The sequence below is a fragment of the Saccharopolyspora antimicrobica genome (genome assembly GCF_003635025.1).
Classification (GTDB): domain Bacteria; phylum Actinomycetota; class Actinomycetes; order Mycobacteriales; family Pseudonocardiaceae; genus Saccharopolyspora; species Saccharopolyspora antimicrobica.
The window spans coordinates 6,232,144-6,251,308 of sequence record NZ_RBXX01000002.1 but is presented as its reverse complement, the minus strand read 5'-3'; the positions used below and the strand labels follow the sequence as shown (position 1 = coordinate 6,251,308).

Sequence of the window (19,165 nt, the reverse complement as noted above, 5' to 3'; positions counted from 1 at the left end):
CGACCGGCGAACTCGGCTCACGAGCCCGTCACCGGGCTCCCGCCACCGCTTCGAACGCTGACACTCCTTGTGTCAACCGGAGTCCTACTCAACCGCACCTCAGGGGACCGTGATGCAACCCAGCCACAAGAAACCGCGAAACGCGAGATCAACGCCCAACGCAACCACCACTGAAATTCGCGGAGAGGCGGAAAAGGGAGAGGCGGGACTGTGACCACCACCATGCAGCAGGACGCCCGCCGCGCGGGCGCTGCTTACGAGGCGCTGACCCGCAGTCGCACCATGGTCGAGCCCGCGCTGCGGGCCGCGGTCGACCGGTTGCCCACCCGGATGCAGCAGGTCGCCGGGTACCACTTCGGCTGGTGGGACGAGCACGGCAATCCGGTGCGCGCCGATCGCGGCAAGGCGCTGCGCCCGGCGATGGTGCTGCTCACCGCCAGCGCCGTCGGCGGCGATCCCGCGGAGGCCGTCCCGGCCGCCGTCGCCGTCGAGCTGGTGCACAACTTCTCGCTGCTGCACGACGACGTGATGGACGGTGACGTCACCCGGCGGCACCGGCCCACCGCGTGGACGGTGTTCGGCAGCGGGCCGGCGATCCTGGCCGGCGATGCGCTGCTGTCGCTGGCTTCCGACGTGCTCGGGGCGTGCCGCCACCCCGAAGCCGCCGACGCCGTGCGGGCGCTGAGCACGACGGTGCTGAACCTGATCAACGGGCAGGTCGCCGACCTGTCCTTCGAGGACCGCCGCAGCGTGGATCTGGCCGAGTGCCAGCGGATGGCCCGGGACAAGACCGGCGCGCTGCTGGGCTGCGCGTGCGCGCTCGGGGCGATGTTCGGCGGTGGCAAGACCGAGCAGATCGCGCGGCTGCGCAGCTTCGGCGAACGGCTCGGGCTGGCCTTCCAGCACGTCGACGACCTCCTGGGGATCTGGGGTGACCCGGCGATCACCGGCAAACCGGTGTTCTCCGACCTGCGCACCCGCAAGAAGACCCTGCCGGTGGTCTCCGCGCTGACCTCCGGCACGCCGGCCGGGCAGCGGCTGGCCGCCGTCTACCTCCACGACCAGCCGCTGTCCGGCAGCGACCTGGCCCAGTCCGCCGAGCTGATCGCCCTGGCGGGCGGGCGCAGCTGGAGCCAGAACCAGAGCGACGACCTGCTCAACTTGGCGCTGGCCGACCTGCACCGCGCCGACCTCGCCCCGCGGCCGGCCGAGCAGCTCAGCGCTCTGGCCCACCTGATGACCCACCGCGATCACTGACCGGCGCCGGTGACCGCCATCGACGGGTGGCGGTCACCGGCGTCGATTGCCGAACAAGCCCCTCGTGATCTCCCGCCCGAGAGCGCTGGCCGCCGACCGGAAGAACGACCGGACTGCCGGGTTGTCCATCGCCTGCTGGAAGATCCCGGGCTTGTCCGGTGCGGCCTCCTCCCGTTCCGGTGGCCGCGCAGCGGCGACCTTGCTCGCCAGGCGTTCGTAGGCGGATTCGCGGTCGATGGTCTGCTGGTACTTGCCGCACAACGGCGAGGCGGCCGCGCTCGACCGCACAGCCTCCTCCCCGATCGTGCCCATCAGCGACCGCGGAGCCCGCAACCTGGTCCAGGCCACCGGTGTCGGAGCGCCGGTCTCGGAGAGCACCGTCACGATCGCCTCGCCGGTGCCCAGCGAGGTCAGCGCCTCGTCGAGCCGGTAGTGCTCGGTGGTCGGGTACGTCTTGATCGTGCGGCTCAAGGCCTTCTGATCGTCCGGGGTGAACGCGCGGATCGCGTGCTGGACGCGGGCGCCGAGCTGCGAGAGCACCGCGTTGGGCAGATCGGTGGGCAGCTGCGTGCAGAAAAAGACGCCGACCGCCTTGGAGCGGATCAGCTTCACCGTCTGCTCGATGCGCTCCAGGAACGCCTTGGACGCACCGGAGAACAGCAGGTGCGCCTCGTCGAAGAAGAACACCAGCTTCGGGCGGTCGAGGTCGCCCGCCTCGGGCAGCTCCTCGAAGAGCTCGGCCAGCAGCCACATCAGGAACGTGGAGAACAGCACCGGGTCGGCCTGCACGTCGTCCAGCTCCAGCACGTTCACCACGCCCTTGCCGTCGACCTGCCGGAACAGATCTGCGACCGCGAGCTCCGGTTCGCCGAAGAAGTCGGTCCCGCCGCGCGCTTCCAGGTTCGACAGCGCGCGCAGGATCACCCCGGCGGTGGCCGCCGAGACCCCGCCGATGCCGGTCAGCTCCGCCTTGCCCTCGTCGCTGGTCAAGTACTGGATGACCGCGCGCAGGTCCTTGAGGTCCAGCAGCGCCAGGCCGCGCTGGTCGGCCCAGTGGAAGATCAGGCCCAGCGTCGACTCCTGCGTCGCGTTCAGGCCGAGCACCTTGGCCAGCAGCAGCGGCCCGAAGCCGGTGATGGTCGCGCGGATCGGCACGCCGCGCCCACCGGTGCCCAGCGACCAGAACTGCACTGGGCAGGCGGTGGCTCGCCAGTCGTCGCCGACCTGGGCGGCGCGCTCGGCCACCTTCTGCCCGCCCTCGCCCGCCGCGGCCAGCCCGGAGAGGTCGCCCTTGACGTCGGCGAGCAGCACCGGCACGCCCGCCTCGGAGAGCTGCTCGGCCAGCAGCTGCAGCGTCTTGGTCTTGCCGGTGCCGGTCGCCCCGGCCACCAGGCCGTGCCGGTTCATCGTGGCCAGCGGGATGCGCACCGCCGCCCCGGCGTCGGCCGCGCCGTCCACGACCACCGCCCCGAGTTCGACGGCAGCTCCTCCGGTCGCATAGCCCGAAGCGATCTGCCGCGCCGCGTCGTCCGCCACCAGGTCCTCCCCGCCCGCCGATCCGTCCCCGGTTCGAACACTAGGTCCGCGCCCGGCCGGATCCCCGGCGAGCCACCCGGACGAGCGACACGTCGGTGAGTCCGGCACTACCGCCCCGCACAGCGGCCGTCAACAGCCGATCTCTCCCTTGACAGCGCGGTCCACTCCCCGCCTAGAGTGCAGTGGTCGGATGATCCGCCCGCACCGACCCTTCGGTCCACTGTGGAGCACCAGGAGGCAGTCCGTTGCACGACGTTCGCACGGCCATCGTCACGGGTGCGGGATCCGGCATCGGCTACGCCACCGCCGTCGCGCTCGCCGCCGAGGGCTACCGGATCGTGGCCGTCGACATCGCCGCGGACGGGACGGAGCGGGCCGCGGAAGCAGTCGCCGCGGCGGGCTCGGAAGCACTGCCGGTCGCGCTGGACGTGCGCGACGCCGATGCGTTCGAGGCGGCCGTGGACCGCGCTGAGCAGCACTTCGGCGGCGCACCTGAGCTGCTGGCCAACATCGCCGGGATCGGGGTCGCCGCGACGCTGACCGAGACCAGCCGCGAGGACTGGGACGCCGTGCTCGGCGTCAACCTCACCGCGCTGTTCGAGACCTGCCGGATCGTGCTGCCCCGGATGGTGGCGGCCGGCGGCGGCTGCGTCGTCAACGTCTCCTCGGTCGCCGGAGTGGTCGGCGTGCGCAACCGGGCCGCCTACTGCGCGTCCAAGGCCGGGGTCATCGGCCTGACCCGCTCCATCGCCGTCGACTACGCCGACCGCGGTATCCGGGCCAACGCGATCTGCCCGGGAACGGTGGCCAGCGAGTGGATCGGCAAGATCCTGGCCGACGCGCCGGATCCGGGCGCCGCGCGCGAGGCCATGGAGAAGCGCCAGCTCGACGGCCGGATGGGCACCCCGGAAGAGGTCGCCGAGGGCATCGTCTTCCTGGCCGGGGCCCGCTTCGCCAACGGCAGCGCTTTCGTCATGGACGGCGGCATGACCGCCATCTGAGAACTGCGTGTCGGTCGATTTGCGTGGCGGTGCGGGTGGCGGAACCTCAGCGCCCGCCTGGACTCCGGGATCCCGGACTGATGTATGCCCGATACACGGGCTGTCCTCGCCGGGCGAACGCTGAGGGTGAGCTGAACGCCTCCGGCGTTTCGAAGACAAAAGAACAAGGTCAAGCTCTCAGTGTGGAAGGAGTGAGCCCGTGAGCGCGCCCGAACTCGATCGGCTCCGGCAGCGGATCAGCGAGGAGGAAGCCCTGGTGGTGGCGTTCTCCGGCGGTGTCGACTCGGCCCTGCTGGCGGCCGTGGCGCACGAGGTGCTCGGCGCGCGGATGCTGGCCGTCACCGCCGTCTCCCCCAGCCTGGCCGCCGCGGAACGGCGGCAGGCCAGGGAGTTCGCCCGCACCCGCGGCTTCGCGCACGTCGAGGTCTGCACCGACGAGGCGGAGCGGCCGGAGTACGCCGCCAACGACGGAAACCGCTGCTACCACTGCAAGTCCGCGCTGTTCGACGCCCTCGAGCCGCTGGCGGCGGCGCTGGGCGCCCGGATCGCGCTGGGCACCAATCTCGACGATCTCGGGGATCACCGCCCCGGTCAGCGGGCGGCCGCGCAGCGCGGTGCGATCGCCCCGATGGTCGACGCCGAGCTGACCAAGGAAGCCGTTCGCCGGGCGAGCCGGGAACTCGGGCTCGGCACCGCGGACAAGCCCGCAGCAGCCTGCCTCGCCTCCCGCGTCGCCTACGGCGATACGGTCACACCGGAGGTCCTCGGACGCATCGAGCGCGCGGAATCCGCGGTGCGCGCAATGGGATTCGACGTGTGCCGGGTGCGCGCGCACGGGCAGGGCACCGTGGCCCGGCTGGAGGTTCCCGAGGCCGACATCCAGCGCGCCGCGGCCCACCACGCCGAGCTGGACCGGGTCGTGCGCGAGGCCGGGTTCCAGTTCTGCGCCGTGGACCTGGGCGGATTCCGAAGTGGACGGATGAACGCGCTGCTGCCACTGCTACCGGTCCGGAGCGCGTCATGAGCGGTTTCGCCGACCTCGGCTACGCGCGGGTCGACACCGACCGGGAGGCCAGGCAGGGCCTGCCCGAGGTGGTCTACGGCCCGGGCAAGCAACCCTCGGAGATCACCGGCATCGTCACCGAACTGCTCGCCCGCAGCACCGGCCCGGTGCTGGTGACGCGGGTCGACGCCGACACCGCCGCGCAGGTCCGCGTGCCCGACGGCGACTACGACGAGACCGCCCGCCTGCTGGTGTGGCGGCCTGCGCAGCCCCGGCCGTTCCGGGTGTGCATCGCGACGGCGGGCACCGCGGACTGGCCCGTCGCCGCCGAAGCCGAAGCGGTCTGCACCGCGATCGGCCTGGCCACCCACGTCGTGCGCGACGTCGGAGTCGCAGGCATCCACCGGCTGCTGGCGGCTCGCGATGACCTGGCGCGGGCGGATGCGGTGATCGTGGTGGCCGGCATGGAGGGCGCGCTGGCCAGCGCGGTCGGCGGCCTGGTGGCCTGCCCGGTGATCGCGGTGCCCACCTCGACCGGCTACGGCGCGGCGCTGGACGGCGTGACGGCACTGCTGGCCATGCTGACCTCGTGCGCGGCCGGGCTGACGGTGGTCAACATCGACTCTGGGTTCGGGGCGGCGATGGCCGCGCACCGGCTCGCCCACACCGCGGCAGGACTTCGATGATCCTCTGGCTCAACCCGGTCACCGGCGTGTCCGGTGACATGCTGCTCGGCGCGCTGCTCGGGCTGGGCGCGCCGATCGACGAGGTCCGCGCCGCGATCGACTCGACCGGGCTGGCGGGCTGGCGGTTGCGCGCCGAGCAGGTCCAGGTCGACGGGATCGCGGCGACCAGGGCCGTGGTGGAGGTCGACGACACCAGCACCGAACGGCACGCCTCGGAACTGCTCGCCCGGGTGCGGCAAGCCCGGCCGGAGCCCGTCGCGGAACTGGCCGCGTCGGCTGTCCGCGCGATCGCCGAGGTGGAAGGCGCGCTGCACGGCCAGCATCCCGACGACGTGCACCTGCACGAGATCGGCGGACTGGACACCGTCGTCGACACCGTCGGAGTGGCCGCCGCACTGCACGCTCTGGGCATCACAGCAGTGCATTCCGCGCCGTTGGCGCTCGGCAGCGGCACCGTCCGCTGCGCGCACGGCGTGCTCCCCGCTCCTGCCCCGGCGACGTTGCAGCTGCTGCGCGGCGCAGCGGTCGTCGGCACCGACCTGCCCGGTGAGACGGTGACGCCCACTGGCGCCGCACTGCTGCAAGCGGCCGGGACCAGGTTCGCCCCGCCCCCGGCGATGATCGTGCAGGACACCGCGTACGGTGCCGGTAACCGGCGGTTCTCCCAGCGGCCCAACGTGCTTTCGGCGACCACCGGCACACCGCTGAACGCCTCCGCCGAGCCGATGGTGGTCCTGGAGTGCAATGTGGACGATGTGACCGGCGAGCTGCTCGGCCACGTCATCGACCGCGCGCTGCTGGCCGGTGCGGCCGACGCGTGGACCACCCCGGCGACGGCGAAGAAGTCCCGCCCCGCCCACGTGCTGCACGTCCTGTGCCACCCGCAGCGGGAACCGGAGCTGACCGAGCTCGTGCTCGCCGAGACCGGCAGCCTCGGCATCCGACGTCAGCCGGTCGACCGGCTGGCGCTCCCCCGCCGCACCACGACGGTCATCGTGGAAGGCCACGAGATCCGCCTGAAGCACGGACCGTGGCGCACCAAACCGGAGCACGACGACGTGGTGGCGGCCGCGACCGCGCTCGGCCTCCCGCTCCGCACCGTCGCGGCCCGGGCTCTGGCCGCTCAGCCCTCGGAGCCGTGACGGACGATCTTGAGCAGCTGTGCGCGGAAGTGCTCGTAGTCGTCCCAGGGCGACGGCGTAGCTCGGGTACCTCGCCCACCAGCTGTTCTCCTGGGGCCTCATCCACTACGCGCAGCGGCGCGCCCGGCACTACGCGAACGGGCTGCACCTGGTCAACGTGGTCGCACTGGCCGGGAACTTCGCCTTCATCGCACTGCACGAGGTCCAGACCAGCGCCGCCCGGCGCCCGGCCGAGGTCGCGGCACCGGAGCGGGCCGACTGACGATCACGCGCGGTCCGGGCAGGTGTGCCAGGCTCCGGTGGCATGGACTGGGAACGAGCACTCGCGTGGGTCGCCGAGTACGAGCGGGCGTGGCGGGCACCGGGCGTCGACGCCCTCGCCGGGCTCTTCACCGCCGACGCCACCTACCTGCAGGCGCCGTACCAGGAACCGCGCACCGGACTGCCCGCGATCGCGCGGATGTGGGAGGCCGAACGCTCGGGTCCGGACGAGCAGTTCCGGATGACCAGCGCTCCGGTGGCTCTCGAAGGTGACACCGCGGTCGTCCGCGTGGCGGTCCAGTACGGCGGTCCGCCGGCTCAGGAGTACCGCGACCTGTGGGTCATCGGCTTCGCCGCGGACGGCAAGTGCCGTTCCTTCGAGGAATGGCCGTTCTGGCCGGGCAAGGGCTACCAGCCCGGCTGAGGCGCGCCGATTCTTCGCCCACCGGTTGCCGGATCGTCACCGCCGCCTCATCGCGGCAGGGTGATCGCCGATCACCATGATCGTCGTGCAGGAGGCGATCCTGGCGGACCGGGCGGGTCCGCGACGAGTTCGCGCGCTGGCGGTCCTCGGCGACTCGGTCGGTGCGGGCATGGGCGATCCGGTGGCCGGCGGCTGGCGGGGCTTCGCCCCGCTGCTGGCCGAAGCGCTCGGCGCGGCGGAGCTGGCGAACGTGTCGTCCAGCGGAGCTCGCGTGGCCGACGTGCACAGCACCCAGCTGCCCGCGGCTCTGCGCGCCGCGCCGGAGGCCGCCGTGGTGCTGGTCGGCATGAACGACACGATGCGCTACGACTTCGACCCGCTGCGGCTGCGGCGGTTGCTGACCGAGGTCGTGCGGGCGCTCACCGCGGCCGGGACGATCGTCGTGACGATCCGCTACCACGACCACGGGCGGGTCTTCCGGCTGCCCGGGCCGCTGCGCGCGGCGCTGGCCAGGCGGATCGACGCGCTCAACCGGATCCTGGAGGAGGTCGCCGAAGAGCACGCGGCGGGGATCGTCGACCTGGACCGGCTGCCCGGCGTCTACCACCCGACGACGTGGAGCGTCGACCGGTTGCACCCGTCCGAGCTCGGTCACCGGTTGCTGGCCGCATCACTGGCCGAGGAGTTCCAGGCCGTCGGCGTCGCGGTGCCCGGCGAGGTCTCCCTGGCCGCTTCCGGCGGCATCCGGACCAGCGGTTTCGACCACCTGCGCTGGCTGGTCGGCAAAGGACTCCCGTGGCTGCTCGTCCGCGGGCACTACCTGGTCCGGTACTGCCTGCGGGTGCTGCTGCGCGCCGCGCTGCAGCGGTTCACCGCGCCTAGGTCAGGAAGCGGTCCAGCGTGATCGGCAGATCGCGGACGCGGATGCCCGTCGCGTGGTGGGCCGCATTGGCGATCGCCGCCGCGGTGCCCACGATGCCCAGTTCGCCGATCCCCTTGGTGCCCATCGGGTTCACGTACGGGTCGTGCTCGTCGATCCAGTCCACCTCGATCTCACCGATGTCGGCGTTGGTCGCGATGTGGTAGCCGGCGAAGTCGTGGTTGACCACGTGCCCGTAGCGCGGATCCACCACGCTGTGCTCGTGCAGCGCCATGGACAGGCCCATGGTCATCCCGCCCAGCAGCTGCGACCGCGCCGTCTTGGCGTTGACCATCCGGCCGGCCGCGAAGATGCCCAGCATCCGCGGCACCCGCACCTCGCCGGTGTCGGCGTGCACCCGGACTTCGGCGAACTGCGCGCCGAAGCTGTGCATCGCCATCTGCCCGGCGTAGGGGTTGTCCGGGAGCGTCCCGGTGACCTCGATGCCCTCGTCCGGGATCGGCTCGCCGTTCGGCAGCTGCGCGCGCAAGCGGCGGGCCGCGTCCACGATCGCCGAGCCCCAGCAGGTGATCCCGGTCGAACCACCGGCACCGGAGGCGTAGGGCAGGTCGGTGTCGCCGATGCTCAGCTGGATCTCGGACATCTCCACGCCCAGCGCGTCCGCCGCGATCTGGGTCAGCGCCGTCCACGCGCCGGTGCCGAGGTCGGCCGCGCCGATCAGCACCCGGTAGCGGCCGTCCGGCCGGGCCCGGATGGTGGCGCGCGTCCCAGGCATGCTGAACACCGGGTACGTCGAGGAGGCGACTCCGGTTCCCACCAGCCAGCGGCCGTCGCGACCGGAGCGCGGTGCGGGATCGCGCTGCGCCCAGCCGAAGCGCTGCGCTCCTTCGCGCAGGCAGGCCACCAGGTTCCGGCTGGAGAAGGGACGTCCGGTCGACGGGTCGGTGTCCGGCTCGTTGCGGATGCGGAACTCCACCGGGTCCAGGCCGCAGGCGATGGCCATCTCGTCCACCGCCACCTCCAGGCCGAACATGCCGGGGCACTCGCCCGGCGCCCGCATCCACGACGGCACCGGCACGTCCAGCTCGGCGACCCGGTGCGTGGTGCGGCGGTTGGGCGCGGCGTACATGGTGCGGGTGGGAACCGCGGTCTGCTCCACGAACTCCTTGATCCGGGAGGTCTGCGACACCGCGTCGTGGCTGATCGCGGTCAGCCGGCCCGCCGCGTCGCTGCCCAGCCGGAGGCGCTGGAGGGTGCCGGTGCGGTAGCCGACGATGGTGAACATCTGCTGCCTGGTCAGCACCAGCTTCACCGGCCGCGGCGCGACCAGCCGGGCGGCCATCGCGGCCAGCACCACGTGCGCGTGCGGCACGCCCTTGGCGCCGAAACCGCCGCCGACGTGCGGGCACACCACGTGGATGCGCTGCTGGTCCAGGCCGAAGACCGCCGCGATGCTCTCCCGCACCCAGTGCACGCCCTGGGTGGAGTCGTAGAGGGTGAGGTCGCCGTCGGTCCAGCTGGCGATGGTGGCGTGCGGTTCCAGCGGGTTGTTGTGCTCCTGCGGTGTCGTGTAGACCTCGTCGACCACCACCGCGGCGCTGGCCAGCGCCGCGTCCACGTCGCCTTCGGCGGTGTCGGTCCGGAACCCGCCGTTGACCAGCTCCGGCTTGACCAGGTCGGGCCGCGCCGGGTGCAGGTCGACGTCGTGCGCCTGCTGCTCGTAGCCGACGTGCACCAGCTGCGCCGCCCGGCGCGCGGCCTCGACGCTCTCGGCGAGCACCGCCCCGATCAGCTGGCCGTGGAAGGCGATCTCCGGGGACTGCAGGATGGCCAGCTCGGCATCCTGCGCCGAGGCCAGTTCCGGGGCGTTCTCGTGCGTGAGCACCGCGATCACGCCCGGCTCGCTCATCGCCTCGGCGGGATCGATGCCGGTGATCCGGCCGCGCGTGATCTCGGCCTGCAGCGGGAAGGCGTGCACCGGCTGGTCGACCGGGTGCTCCGCGGCGTACAGCGCCGCGCCTCGGACCTTCTCCGCGCCGTCGATGCGGTCCACGGGAGCGCCGATGATGCTGGTCGTCGCGGTCATCGCGGCACCCCCGAGAGCTCGGAAAGCACGCCGACGATCATGTTGCGCGCCAAGGGAATCTTGAACTCGTTGCCGGGCAACGGCCTCGCCCCGGCGAGCTCGGCGTCGGCGGCCCGGCGGAACTCCTCCACCGACGCTTCGGCACCGCGCAGCGCCGCCTCGGCATCGGTCGCCCGCCACGGCTTGTGCGCGACGCCGCCCAGCGCCAGGCGGACATCGCGCACGACGCCGTCAGCGGTGTCGACCGCCGCGGCCACCGACACCAGCGCGAAGGCGAAGGACGCGCGGTCGCGGGCCTTGCGGTAGCGGGAGTTGGTGGCGAAGTCCAGCTGCGGGACGTCGACCGAGGTGATCAGCTCGCCGTGCTCCAGAACCGTGTCCCGCTCGGGTTCGTCGCCGGGCAGCCTGTGCAGGTCCACCAGCGGGATCGCCCTCGGCCCGCGCGGCCCCTCGGTGTTGACCACCGCGTCGAGGGCGGCCAGCGCGACGGCCATGTCCGAGGGGTGGGTGGCGATGCACGCTTCGGAAGCGCCGAGTATGGCGTGGTCGCGCTGGAAGCCCTCCCGCGCCGAGCAGCCGGTGCCCGGTTCGCGCTTGTTGCACGGCGTGTTGAGGTCCTGGAAGTAGGGGCACCTGGTGCGCTGCAACAGGTTTCCGCCGGTCGTGGCGAGGTTGCGCAGCTGCCCCGACGCGCCGGACAGGACCGCCTGCGACAGCATCGGGAACCGGCGGCGGATCACCGGGTCGGCGGCCAGCGCGCTGTTGGTCACCGCCGCGCCGATCCGCACGAAGTCCGGGTGCGCTTCGATCCGGTCGGAGGTCAGCTCCCGGACGTCGACCAGCAGGTCCGGCACCGCGACCTCCAGCTTCATCAGGTCGACCAGGTTGGTGCCACCGGCCAGGTACGCCGCCTCGGGTGCCTCGGCGAGCGCGCTCACCGCGCTGCCGATGTCCGGTGCGTGCTGGTAGCGGAACGGCCTCATCGCTGCGCGACCTCCACGATCGCCGGGATCATGTTGGCGTAGGCGCCGCAGCGGCACAGGTTGCCGCTCATCCGCTCGCGGACCTCGTCGCTGAGCTCCGCGGCGTCGGCGGTGACCGCGCTGGGTTCCCCTTCGCGCATCTCCTGCATCATGCCCACCGCGGACACCACCTGACCCGGTGTGCAGTAGCCGCACTGGAACGCGTCGTGCTCGATGAACGCCCGCTGCAGCGGGTGCATGTCCGCATCGGCCAGGCCGTCGGCGGTGCGCAGGTTCGCGCCGTCGTAGGCCACCGCCAGCATCAGGCAGCTGTTGACCCGGCGATCGCCGAGCAACAGCGTGCACGCACCGCACTGGCCCTGGTCGCAGCCCTTCTTCGGGCTGGTGATGCCGAGCCGCTCGCGCAGCGCGTCCAGGACCGTGGTGCGGGTGTCGACGACGAGGCTGTGCTCGACGCCATCCACGACGAGGGTTATCTCGGTGTCCAAAGCGCCTCCCCTCAAGAGCTGCCAACCAGGCGTACCCGCCTCCCGGAACCCGCATTCACGCGTCTTCGTCCGGCACCTCCTCGGTGAGCCGCTCGTCGAGGGACTCGCCCTCGCGCTCCTCCCGCGGCGTCGGACGGCTCTCGGTCTCCCGGGTCCACCGGTCCGGCGGCTGCACCCCGCGCTCGACCGGGTCGCCGCCGAGCTCCTCGTCGTCCAGGCGCTCAGCTCCCTGCAAGGTCTCGGGTTCTTCGGGTTGCTCGGACATCGTGCTCATCTCCGTTCGGTCAGATCCGCCCACGGATCGCTCTTCTGCGCCAGCCTGCGCGCCATGTTCGCCAGGCCGTAGGACTGCGGCTCCGCGCGGCCGAGCTCGTCGATGTCCAGCGGGGTCGCCGCCGGGGCACCGGGCCGTGCGCGCAGCGAGTAGGGCGCGATCGCGGTCTGGCCGTATGCGTTGCGGTTGGTGTCCAGGAAGATCCGGTCGCCCCGCTGGTCCTTGCGCTGCTCGGTGGTGAGGCGCCGCGGTTCGTCGCGGACCGCCTGCTCGGCCAGCTCGCGCAGGTCGGCGCGGACCTCGTCGAACTCGCGCTCGGGGCGCAGCGGCGCGGCGACGTGGAATCCCCGGCCGCCGGTGGTCTGCACGTGCGGCTCCAGCCCGGCGTCGCGGAAGCGCTCGCACATCCGGCGGGTCACCTGGCGCAGCTCGGTAAGCCCGGTGCCGTCCGGCGGGTCCAGGTCGAGCACCACCAGCACCGGCCGCTCCAGGTCGTCCACTGTGGAGAGTCCGAGGTGGAACTCCAGGCAGGCCTGCCCGGCCAGGTAGAGCAGCGTCGCGGCGTCGTCGACGACCACGTGGTGCACCACACCGCGCGCACCGCGCTGCGGCACGGACACCACGCGGATCCAGTCCGGGAAGTAGTCCGAGGCCTCCTTCTGGAAGAACCCGCCGTCCTCGATCCCGTCCGGGAACCGCCGCAAGGTCAGCGGTCTCTTCCTGCTGTGCCCGATCATCACCTCGGCGACGGACCGGTAGTACTCCATCACGTCCTGCTTGCGGTAGCCGCTGCCGGGGTAGAGCACCTTGTCCGGATTGGACACGTCGAACCGGTGCCCGTCGGCCTCCCAACGCGCGCTCATCGGAGCTCGTCGTTTGTCCGGCCGGAGAGCACCGACTCCGGCTGGGTGCTCACCGGGTTCCGGCGCCGATCGGCACCGTCGTCGTCCACCTTCACCAGCAGCCACTGCTCCTTCCCGCGGATGTCGGTGCGCGTGAGCGCGAAATCGCCGTGCAGCTTCGTGCCGTGCAACCGCACCTTGACGTGCCCGGCCGCGAGCCCGTCGGCCATCGGCACCGGTTCGCCGTCGCGCTCGGTGTCGTTGCGGTAGGTGCCGGCGTCCCAGACGATGACCGTGCCCGCGCCGTAGCCCTCCGGGATCTCGCCCTCGAAGTCGGCGTAGTCCAGCGGGTGGTCCTCGGTCGGCGTCGCCAGCCGCTTGTCGCGCGGGTCCAGCGACGGGCCCTTCGGCACCGCCCAGGACTTGAGCACGCCGTCCACCTCGAGCCGGAAGTCGTAGTGCAGACTGGAGGCGTCGTGCCGCTGCACCACGAAGCGCGGCCGGGCCCCGGGTTCACCACCGCTGGGCTCCCCGGACCGCCGCAGGTCGCGCTTGCGCCGGTAGGTTCCGAGTCCGTCCTCAGCCATGCCCCGGTCCTACCCGGAGTGTTCGTCCGCTAACCAAGAGCGACGGATCCGCGGTGGGAAAACCGCCTGCCGACACATCAAGTTGAGACGATCGGGTGAAACCTGGAACCAATCGGCGGCGCATTTGTTCCTATGGGGCGAGAAAAGCGTTGTCGTCAGCCAGGGAGACCACCAATGCAGCAGCACGTGCACGCCGAACTGATCGGTGGCCCGGAGGACGGCCGGTCGTTCATCATCCCCGCGCCGGAGGCGGACTTACCCCTCGGTCAGTTCACCTTCCCCTCCCCGCGAGATGGCGAGTCCCCGTGCGCGCGCTACGACCGGCACGACCGCCGCGCCGACGGCGTCTGGCGCTACCAGTACGCAGGTGAGCCGGCCGTCCAGCCGTGACCGGTATCCGCAGTCGCCCGGACAAGCGGCTGGACGGCGCCGGCGCGGGCGGCCCGCGCCGGCGTTGCGGAGGTGGAGCGGCGGGGCGTCGAAACGACCCTGCCGCTGCGAACCGGGACGGGAAGCGCCGGACATGCGTTTCCCGGATTTCCCACCAGGCCGCACTGAACCATTCCTGAATCGCACAGGAACTCCGGATACCTCTCGGCGGCAATTTCCGGCAGAGGGCGATCGTTTCCCGCGAAGTTGTTCCGCCCTGAAATCCGATGGGCCAGGTCCCCGGAAAGGGAGTCGCAGCCGAGACTGTGATTCAGGCGCTTCCCGCGCCGGGTACCCGACCTGGTTGACAGGGGTGTGTGGGAGGGTTCTGGCGTGCGGATCGCGAGCTGGAACGTCAACTCCGTCGGGGCCCGGTTGCCGAAGCTGGTCGACTGGCTGGGCACCGCCGAGCCGGACGTGCTGTGCCTCCAGGAACTCAAGTGCGCCGAGGACGCCTTCCCGTACGACGAGATCGGTGCGCTGGGTTACGAGGTCGCCGCGCACGGCACCGGTCGGTGGAACGGCGTGGCGGTGCTGTCCAAGGTCGGCATCGAGGACGTCCGCCGCGGACTGCTCGACGAGCCCGGTTTCCTCGCCGAGGGCGCGATGTTCGAGGCGGTGGAGCCGCGTGCCATCGGCGCCACCTGCGGCGGTGTTCGCGTCTGGTCGGTGTACGTGCCCAACGGCCGCGATATCACCCACGCGCACTACGCCTACAAGCTGCGCTGGCTCGACGCGCTGCGCGCCACCGCCGCCGAGGAGCTGACCGAGCTCCCGTTCACCGTCCTCGGCGACTTCAACATCGCCCCGACCGACGCCGACGTCTGGGACATCGCCGAGTTCGCGGGCTGCACGCACGTCACCGAGGAGGAGCGCAAGGCCCTCACCGCGCTCGGCGAGACCGGCCTGGCCGAGGTCCACCCGCGCGCCCTGAAGTACGACGTGCCCTTCACCTACTGGGACTACCGCGCACTGCGCTTCCCCAACAACCAGGGCATGCGCATCGACCTGGTCTTCGGGAACGAGCGCTTCACCACCGCGGTCACCGACGCCTACGTCGATCGCAACGCCCGCAAGGGCAAGGGCACCTCCGACCACGCCCCGGTCGTGGTCGACCTCGACCTTCCCTGACCAGCCGCGAGGTGCGCGGTCGATTTCGCGCGAACGCGACGCGGGCCCGGGTGACGGGCGTGAGTTTTCGCAGGTGGCGGGCGTGGTCGTCGTGGGCCGCGGGTCAGCCGTGCTCCGGTTCGAACTCGTCGAAGATCAGCCAGGTGTGGCAGGTGCGCACGCCCGGTAGCGACTGGATGTGGTCGAAGACCAGGTTGCGCAGGGACACGTTGTCCTCGGTGCGCACCCGGACCACGATGTCGAACTCCCCCGCCACCAGCGCCACGTGCTCGACCGAGTCGATCGCCGCCAGCCTGCGGGACACCTCCCGCCAGGTGTCCTGCTCGATGGACAGCCCGATCAGCGCCGCGGTGCCCAGCCCGGCCTTGGCCGGCTCGACGCGGGCGTGGAAACCGGTGATCACCCCGCTGTCGAGCAGCCGGTCCAGCCGGCCGTGCGCGTTGGTCCGGGAGATGTTGACCCGCTCGGCCAGCGTGCGGATGGACATCCGGCCGTCGCGGGCCAGCTCGTCGACGATGCGCGCGTCGATGTCGTCCAGCGCCGGAGCCGATCGTCCGGTCCGGATGCGCCGGATGCCGCTCCCGCCGGACTTCTGGTCGATCATCACGTGCTCCTGAAGCCGTTCGTTCCGATTGCTCGCCGATGACTTGTATCACATGGCACCGCTGGCCGACGATCTCAAGCCAGTCGTCCAATGGAGGTGTCGACCGTGGAATGGCTTCCGTCGAGCAGTCCGGTGCAGCTACCGGATCCGAACCACCCGGCGCCGGAGCCGTCCCGGCTGCTGGCCGCCTACCGGGCGATGGTCGTGGGCCGCCGGTTCGACGCGCAGGCCACCACGCTCACCAAGCAGGGCCGGCTGGCGGTGTACCCGTCCTCGCGCGGCCAGGAGGCCTGCCAGGTCGGCGCCGCGCTGAGCATCGGCGCGCAGGACTGGCTGTTCCCCACCTACCGGGACTCGGTGGCGCTGGTGACCCGCGGCATCGATCCGGTGGAGGTGCTGACGCTGCTGCGCGGGGACTGGCACTGCGGCTACGACGTGCCGAGCACCCGCACCGCGCCGCAGTGCACGCCGCTGGCCACCCAGACCCTGCACGCGGTCGGCCTGGCGCACGGCGAGGCCCGCAAGGGCCGTGACACGGTCGCGCTGGCGCTGATCGGCGACGGCGCCACCAGCGAGGGCGACTTCCACGAGGCGCTCAACTTCGCCGCGGTGTTCCGCGCACCGGTGGTGTTCCTGGTGCAGAACAACGGTTACGCGATCAGCGTGCCGCTGGCCAAGCAGTCCGTGGCGCCTTCCTTGGCGCACAAGGGAATCGGCTACGGCGTGCGCAGCGAGCAGGTGGACGGCAACGACGCGGCGGCGGTGCTGTCGGTGCTGGACACCGCCGTGGCCCACGCGCGGTCCGGCGGCGGGCCGTTCCTGGTCGAGGCGCACACCTACCGGATGGAGGCGCACACCAACGCCGACGACGCCGGGCGCTACCGCTCGCCCGACGAGGTCGAGCAGTGGCGGCAGCGGGACCCGATCGACCGGCAGGAGCGCCAGCTGCGCGAGAGCGGGCACCTCGACGACACCGCGGTCGAGCAGATCGCCGCGGAGGCCGAGGAGTTCGCCGTGCAGGTCCGCAGCCGCATGCAGGCCGAGCCGAGCACCGATCCGGCGGACCTCTTCCGCCACGTCTACGCCGAACCGACCCCGCAGCTGACCGAACAGCTCGCCCAGCTCCGAGCCGAACAGGAGGCGTTGTGATGGCACCGACCAGCATGGCGCAGGCGCTCAACGCGGCGCTGCGCGACGCGATCGCCGAGGACGAGCGGGTCGTGGTCTTCGGCGAGGACGTCGGCAAGCTCGGCGGGGTCTTCCGGATCACCGACGGCCTGCAGGACGCCTTCGGCGAGGACCGCTGCTTCGACACCCCGCTGGCCGAGTCCGGCATCGCCGGGTTCGCCGTGGGCATGGCGATGGCCGGGTTCCGCCCGGTGGTGGAGATGCAGTTCGACGCCTTCGCCTTCCCCGCCTTCGAGCAGGTCGTCTCGCACGTGGCCAAGATGCGCAACCGCACCCGCGGCGCGGTCGCGCTGCCGATGGTGATCCGGATCCCGTTCGCGGGCGGCATCGGCGGCGTCGAGCACCACTGCGATTCCAGCGAGGCCTACTACGCGCACACCCCCGGTCTGAAGGTCGTCACCCCGTCCGGCGCGGCGGACGCGTATTCGCTGCTGCGCGAGGCGATCGAGGACCCGGACCCGGTGGTGTTCCTGGAACCCAAGAAGCTCTACTGGTCCAAAGAGGACGTCGAGCTGCCGGTGACCACCGAGCCGATCGGCCGCGCCGCGATCCGCAGGCGGGGCCGCGACGCGACGCTGATCGCCTACGGCCCCAGCGTGCCGCTGGCGATGGAGTCCGCGGCGGCCGCCGCCGAGGAGGGCTGGGACGTGCAGGTCGTCGACGTGCGCAGCCTGGTGCCCTTCGACGACGAGACGGTGACCGCCGCGGTCCGCGAGACCGGCCGGTGCGTGGTGGTGCAGGAAGCGCAGGGATTCGCCGGGGTCGCCGCGGAGATCGCGGCCCGCGTGCAGGAGCGCTGCTTCCACTCGTTGTCCGCCCCGGTGCTGCGCGTCTCCGGCTTCGACGTCCCGTACCCGCCCCCGAAGCTGGAGCACAGCCACCTGCCCAACGTGGACCGCGTGCTCGACGCCCTGGCCCGGCTGCAGTGGGACGACCAGCCCGACGTGAAGTGGCTCGACGCACGGGAGGGAGCAGCGTGAACAGCCCTGTACCAACCCCGGCCCCGCTCAACCGCACCTCAGGGGACCGTGACGCAACCCGGCCACAAGAAACCCCCAAAACGCAAGACCAACCGCGAAACGCAACCACCACTGTGAATCGCGGAGAGGCGGGGCAGTTCACCCTGCCGGACCTGGGCGAGGGACTCACCGAGGCGGAGATCGTCCGCTGGCACGTCGCGGTCGGCGACCGCGTCGCGGCGGACCAGGTGGTCGTCGAGGTGGAGACCGCGAAGGCGGTCGTGGACGTGCCGTGCCCGCTCGCCGGAGTCGTCGAGGCGCTGCACGGCGAACCCGGTGACGTGATCGCGGTGGGCGCCCCGCTGACCACGATCAGCGGCGAATCCTCCCCGCACGAGCAGCACCGGACCGAGGAACGGGCCGGATCGGGCAACGTGCTCGTCGGCTACGGGACCGGGGCCGCGGCGCGGAGGCGCCGCCAGCGGGTCAGGCCGCAGCACGCCGTGGCACGGCCCGCGGCGGGTGCGCCGCGCGTGCTGTCGCCGATCGTGCGCCGACTGGCCAAGCAGCACGGCGTCGACCTGTCCAGTGTGGATGGATCCGGCCCGGGCGGGGTGATCCTGCGCCGCGATGTGGAGGCCGCCCGGCTGCCGGAGCCGGAGCGGGACGAGGTGCGCATCCCGCTGCGCGGCCTGCGCGGCGCGGTGGCCGACAAGCTCACCCGCAGCCGCCGCGAGATCCCGGACGCGACCACGTGGGTGGACGTCGACGCGACCCGGCTGCTGGAGGCCCGCGACGAGCTGAAATCGCGCGGCATCGGGCTGCTCGCGCTGCTCGCGCGGTTCTGCGTCGTCGGGCTGCGCCGGTTCCCGGAGCTCAACTCCTCCGTGGACACCGAGCGCGACGAGATCGTCCAGCACAGCCGCATCGGCCTCGGCTTCGCCGCGCAGACCCCGCGCGGCCTGGTGGTGCCGGTGGTCCGCGACGCACACGAGATGACCACCGCGCAGCTCGCCGAGGCGATCGCCCACCGCACCGAACGGGCCCGCGCGGGCGAGCTCGAACCGAAGTACCTCACCGGCGGCACCTTCACGCTCAACAACTACGGCGTGTTCGGTGTGGACGGCTCGACGCCGATCATCAACCACCCGGAGGCGGCGATCCTCGGCGTGGGCCGGATCATCGACAAGCCCTGGGCCCACCGGGGCGAGCTGGCGCTGCGCAAGGTCACCCAGCTGTCGCTGACCTTCGACCACCGCGTCTGCGACGGCGGCACGGCGGGCGGATTCCTCCGCCACCTGGCGGACTGCGTGGAGAATCCCATCACAGCCCTCGCCGACGTCTGAGGCACCGCGGCTAAAATGAGGGCACGGCAAGGCGCGAGCGGGACGACCCGTGAGCGAG

General features: G+C 72.0%; 20 protein-coding genes. 12 read left to right on the top strand and 8 right to left on the bottom strand.

The annotated features are described in order from the left end of the window. Positions 1–222 precede the first annotated feature (222 nt). Complete coding sequence (locus ATL45_RS29720; protein ID WP_093147381.1) at positions 223–1,257, top strand: family 2 encapsulin nanocompartment cargo protein polyprenyl transferase; 1,035 nt, start codon at positions 223–225, stop codon at positions 1,255–1,257. Positions 1,258–1,290: 33 nt separating this feature from the next. Here the strand turns inward: ATL45_RS29720 and ATL45_RS29715 are convergent, their stop codons facing one another. Next, on the bottom strand, positions 1,291–2,793 hold the full coding sequence (locus tag ATL45_RS29715; RefSeq protein WP_246025622.1) for a helicase HerA-like domain-containing protein: 1,503 nt from the start codon (positions 2,791–2,793) through the stop codon (positions 1,291–1,293). Between the two features lie 245 nt (positions 2,794–3,038). On the opposite strand from ATL45_RS29715, the gene ATL45_RS29710 reads away from it, so the two are divergent. From ATL45_RS29710 to ATL45_RS29685, 6 genes are all read left to right on the top strand, one after another. Beyond that, positions 3,039–3,794: an SDR family NAD(P)-dependent oxidoreductase gene (locus tag ATL45_RS29710; protein WP_093146307.1), complete on the top strand. Its 756-nt coding sequence runs from the start codon at positions 3,039–3,041 to the stop codon at positions 3,792–3,794. Positions 3,795–3,993: 199 nt separating this feature from the next. Continuing rightward, the gene (larE, locus tag ATL45_RS29705) at positions 3,994–4,818 is read left to right on the top strand and encodes an ATP-dependent sacrificial sulfur transferase LarE (RefSeq protein WP_093146306.1); all 825 of its coding nucleotides are present in this window, start codon (positions 3,994–3,996) and stop codon (positions 4,816–4,818) included. Beyond that, on the top strand, positions 4,815–5,483 hold the full coding sequence (gene larB, locus ATL45_RS29700; RefSeq protein ID WP_093146305.1) for a nickel pincer cofactor biosynthesis protein LarB: 669 nt from the start codon (positions 4,815–4,817) through the stop codon (positions 5,481–5,483). The genes larE and larB overlap by 4 nt, the downstream gene beginning before the upstream one ends. Further along, positions 5,480–6,625 (top strand): nickel pincer cofactor biosynthesis protein LarC, encoded by a 1,146-nt coding sequence (gene larC / locus ATL45_RS29695; RefSeq protein WP_093146304.1) that lies wholly within the window; start codon positions 5,480–5,482, stop codon positions 6,623–6,625. Before larB ends, larC begins: the two co-directional genes overlap by 4 nt. A gap of 304 nt (positions 6,626–6,929) precedes the next feature. Continuing rightward, a complete protein-coding gene (locus tag ATL45_RS29690) occupies positions 6,930–7,310 on the top strand; it encodes a nuclear transport factor 2 family protein (protein WP_093146303.1) in 381 nt (126 codons plus the stop codon). Between the two features lie 76 nt (positions 7,311–7,386). Then, on the top strand, positions 7,387–8,214 hold the full coding sequence (locus ATL45_RS29685) for an SGNH/GDSL hydrolase family protein (RefSeq protein ID WP_093146302.1): 828 nt from the start codon (positions 7,387–7,389) through the stop codon (positions 8,212–8,214). Here ATL45_RS29685 and ATL45_RS29680 read toward each other — a convergent pair. The 6 genes from ATL45_RS29680 to ATL45_RS29655 are packed head-to-tail and all read right to left on the bottom strand — an operon-like array spanning position 8,189 to position 13,450. Beyond that, positions 8,189–10,276 (bottom strand): xanthine dehydrogenase family protein molybdopterin-binding subunit, encoded by a 2,088-nt coding sequence (locus ATL45_RS29680; protein WP_093146301.1) that lies wholly within the window; start codon positions 10,274–10,276, stop codon positions 8,189–8,191. The genes ATL45_RS29685 and ATL45_RS29680 overlap by 26 nt on opposite strands. Beyond that, positions 10,273–11,259, bottom strand: a complete 987-nt coding sequence (locus ATL45_RS29675) for an FAD binding domain-containing protein (RefSeq protein ID WP_093146300.1) — start codon at positions 11,257–11,259, stop codon at positions 10,273–10,275. The genes ATL45_RS29680 and ATL45_RS29675 overlap by 4 nt, the downstream gene beginning before the upstream one ends. Continuing rightward, positions 11,256–11,747 (bottom strand): 2Fe-2S iron-sulfur cluster-binding protein, encoded by a 492-nt coding sequence (locus tag ATL45_RS29670; protein ID WP_093146299.1) that lies wholly within the window; start codon positions 11,745–11,747, stop codon positions 11,256–11,258. The genes ATL45_RS29675 and ATL45_RS29670 overlap by 4 nt, the downstream gene beginning before the upstream one ends. A gap of 55 nt (positions 11,748–11,802) precedes the next feature. Beyond that, on the bottom strand, positions 11,803–12,012 hold the full coding sequence (locus tag ATL45_RS29665; RefSeq protein WP_143121541.1) for a hypothetical protein: 210 nt from the start codon (positions 12,010–12,012) through the stop codon (positions 11,803–11,805). 5 nt (positions 12,013–12,017) lie between these two features. Further along, positions 12,018–12,884: a non-homologous end-joining DNA ligase gene (gene ligD / locus ATL45_RS29660; protein ID WP_093146297.1), complete on the bottom strand. Its 867-nt coding sequence runs from the start codon at positions 12,882–12,884 to the stop codon at positions 12,018–12,020. After that, positions 12,881–13,450 carry a DNA polymerase ligase N-terminal domain-containing protein gene (locus tag ATL45_RS29655; RefSeq protein WP_093146296.1) on the bottom strand — a complete coding sequence of 190 codons (570 nt, stop codon included), beginning with the start codon at positions 13,448–13,450 and terminating at the stop codon, positions 12,881–12,883. The genes ligD and ATL45_RS29655 overlap by 4 nt, the downstream gene beginning before the upstream one ends. A gap of 174 nt (positions 13,451–13,624) precedes the next feature. Between ATL45_RS29655 and ATL45_RS29650 the strand changes: the two genes are divergently transcribed. Next, positions 13,625–13,840, top strand: a complete 216-nt coding sequence (locus ATL45_RS29650; protein WP_093146295.1) for a DUF8847 domain-containing protein — start codon at positions 13,625–13,627, stop codon at positions 13,838–13,840. Positions 13,841–14,212: 372 nt separating this feature from the next. Beyond that, positions 14,213–15,010 carry an exodeoxyribonuclease III gene (locus ATL45_RS29645; protein WP_093146294.1) on the top strand — a complete coding sequence of 266 codons (798 nt, stop codon included), beginning with the start codon at positions 14,213–14,215 and terminating at the stop codon, positions 15,008–15,010. Between the two features lie 103 nt (positions 15,011–15,113). On the opposite strand, the gene ATL45_RS29640 is transcribed toward ATL45_RS29645, so the two are convergent. Continuing rightward, positions 15,114–15,614, bottom strand: coding sequence for an Lrp/AsnC family transcriptional regulator (locus ATL45_RS29640; RefSeq protein WP_093146293.1), 501 nt, complete (start codon positions 15,612–15,614; stop codon positions 15,114–15,116). A gap of 90 nt (positions 15,615–15,704) precedes the next feature. Between ATL45_RS29640 and pdhA the strand changes: the two genes are divergently transcribed. From pdhA to ATL45_RS29625, 3 genes are all read left to right on the top strand, one after another. Further along, a complete protein-coding gene (gene pdhA / locus ATL45_RS29635; protein WP_093146292.1) occupies positions 15,705–16,763 on the top strand; it encodes a pyruvate dehydrogenase (acetyl-transferring) E1 component subunit alpha in 1,059 nt (352 codons plus the stop codon). Next, the gene (locus tag ATL45_RS29630; protein ID WP_093146291.1) at positions 16,763–17,782 is read left to right on the top strand and encodes an alpha-ketoacid dehydrogenase subunit beta; all 1,020 of its coding nucleotides are present in this window, start codon (positions 16,763–16,765) and stop codon (positions 17,780–17,782) included. Before pdhA ends, ATL45_RS29630 begins: the two co-directional genes overlap by 1 nt. Positions 17,783–17,895: 113 nt before the next feature. Then, positions 17,896–19,107 (top strand): dihydrolipoamide acetyltransferase family protein, encoded by a 1,212-nt coding sequence (locus tag ATL45_RS29625; RefSeq protein WP_093146290.1) that lies wholly within the window; start codon positions 17,896–17,898, stop codon positions 19,105–19,107. Positions 19,108–19,165 lie beyond the last annotated feature (58 nt).

What these genes read in the sequence shown, in the direction of transcription:
- ATL45_RS29720 (WP_093147381.1), top strand. Translation starts at nt 223, where the DNA reads ATGCAGCAGGACGCCCGCCGCGCGGGCGCTGCTTACGAGGCGCTGACC.
- larB (WP_093146305.1), top strand. Translation starts at nt 4,815, where the DNA reads ATGAGCGGTTTCGCCGACCTCGGCTACGCGCGGGTCGACACCGACCGG.
- larC (WP_093146304.1), top strand. Translation starts at nt 5,480, where the DNA reads ATGATCCTCTGGCTCAACCCGGTCACCGGCGTGTCCGGTGACATGCTG.
- ATL45_RS29690 (WP_093146303.1), top strand. Translation starts at nt 6,930, where the DNA reads ATGGACTGGGAACGAGCACTCGCGTGGGTCGCCGAGTACGAGCGGGCG.
- ATL45_RS29685 (WP_093146302.1), top strand. Translation starts at nt 7,387, where the DNA reads ATGATCGTCGTGCAGGAGGCGATCCTGGCGGACCGGGCGGGTCCGCGA.
- ATL45_RS29680 (WP_093146301.1), bottom strand. Translation starts at nt 10,276, where the DNA reads ATGACCGCGACGACCAGCATCATCGGCGCTCCCGTGGACCGCATCGAC.
- ATL45_RS29675 (WP_093146300.1), bottom strand. Translation starts at nt 11,259, where the DNA reads ATGAGGCCGTTCCGCTACCAGCACGCACCGGACATCGGCAGCGCGGTG.
- ATL45_RS29665 (WP_143121541.1), bottom strand. Translation starts at nt 12,012, where the DNA reads ATGTCCGAGCAACCCGAAGAACCCGAGACCTTGCAGGGAGCTGAGCGC.
- ligD (WP_093146297.1), bottom strand. Translation starts at nt 12,884, where the DNA reads ATGAGCGCGCGTTGGGAGGCCGACGGGCACCGGTTCGACGTGTCCAAT.
- ATL45_RS29655 (WP_093146296.1), bottom strand. Translation starts at nt 13,450, where the DNA reads ATGGCTGAGGACGGACTCGGAACCTACCGGCGCAAGCGCGACCTGCGG.
- ATL45_RS29650 (WP_093146295.1), top strand. Translation starts at nt 13,625, where the DNA reads ATGCAGCAGCACGTGCACGCCGAACTGATCGGTGGCCCGGAGGACGGC.
- ATL45_RS29640 (WP_093146293.1), bottom strand. Translation starts at nt 15,614, where the DNA reads ATGATCGACCAGAAGTCCGGCGGGAGCGGCATCCGGCGCATCCGGACC.
- pdhA (WP_093146292.1), top strand. Translation starts at nt 15,705, where the DNA reads ATGGAGGTGTCGACCGTGGAATGGCTTCCGTCGAGCAGTCCGGTGCAG.
- ATL45_RS29630 (WP_093146291.1), top strand. Translation starts at nt 16,763, where the DNA reads ATGGCACCGACCAGCATGGCGCAGGCGCTCAACGCGGCGCTGCGCGAC.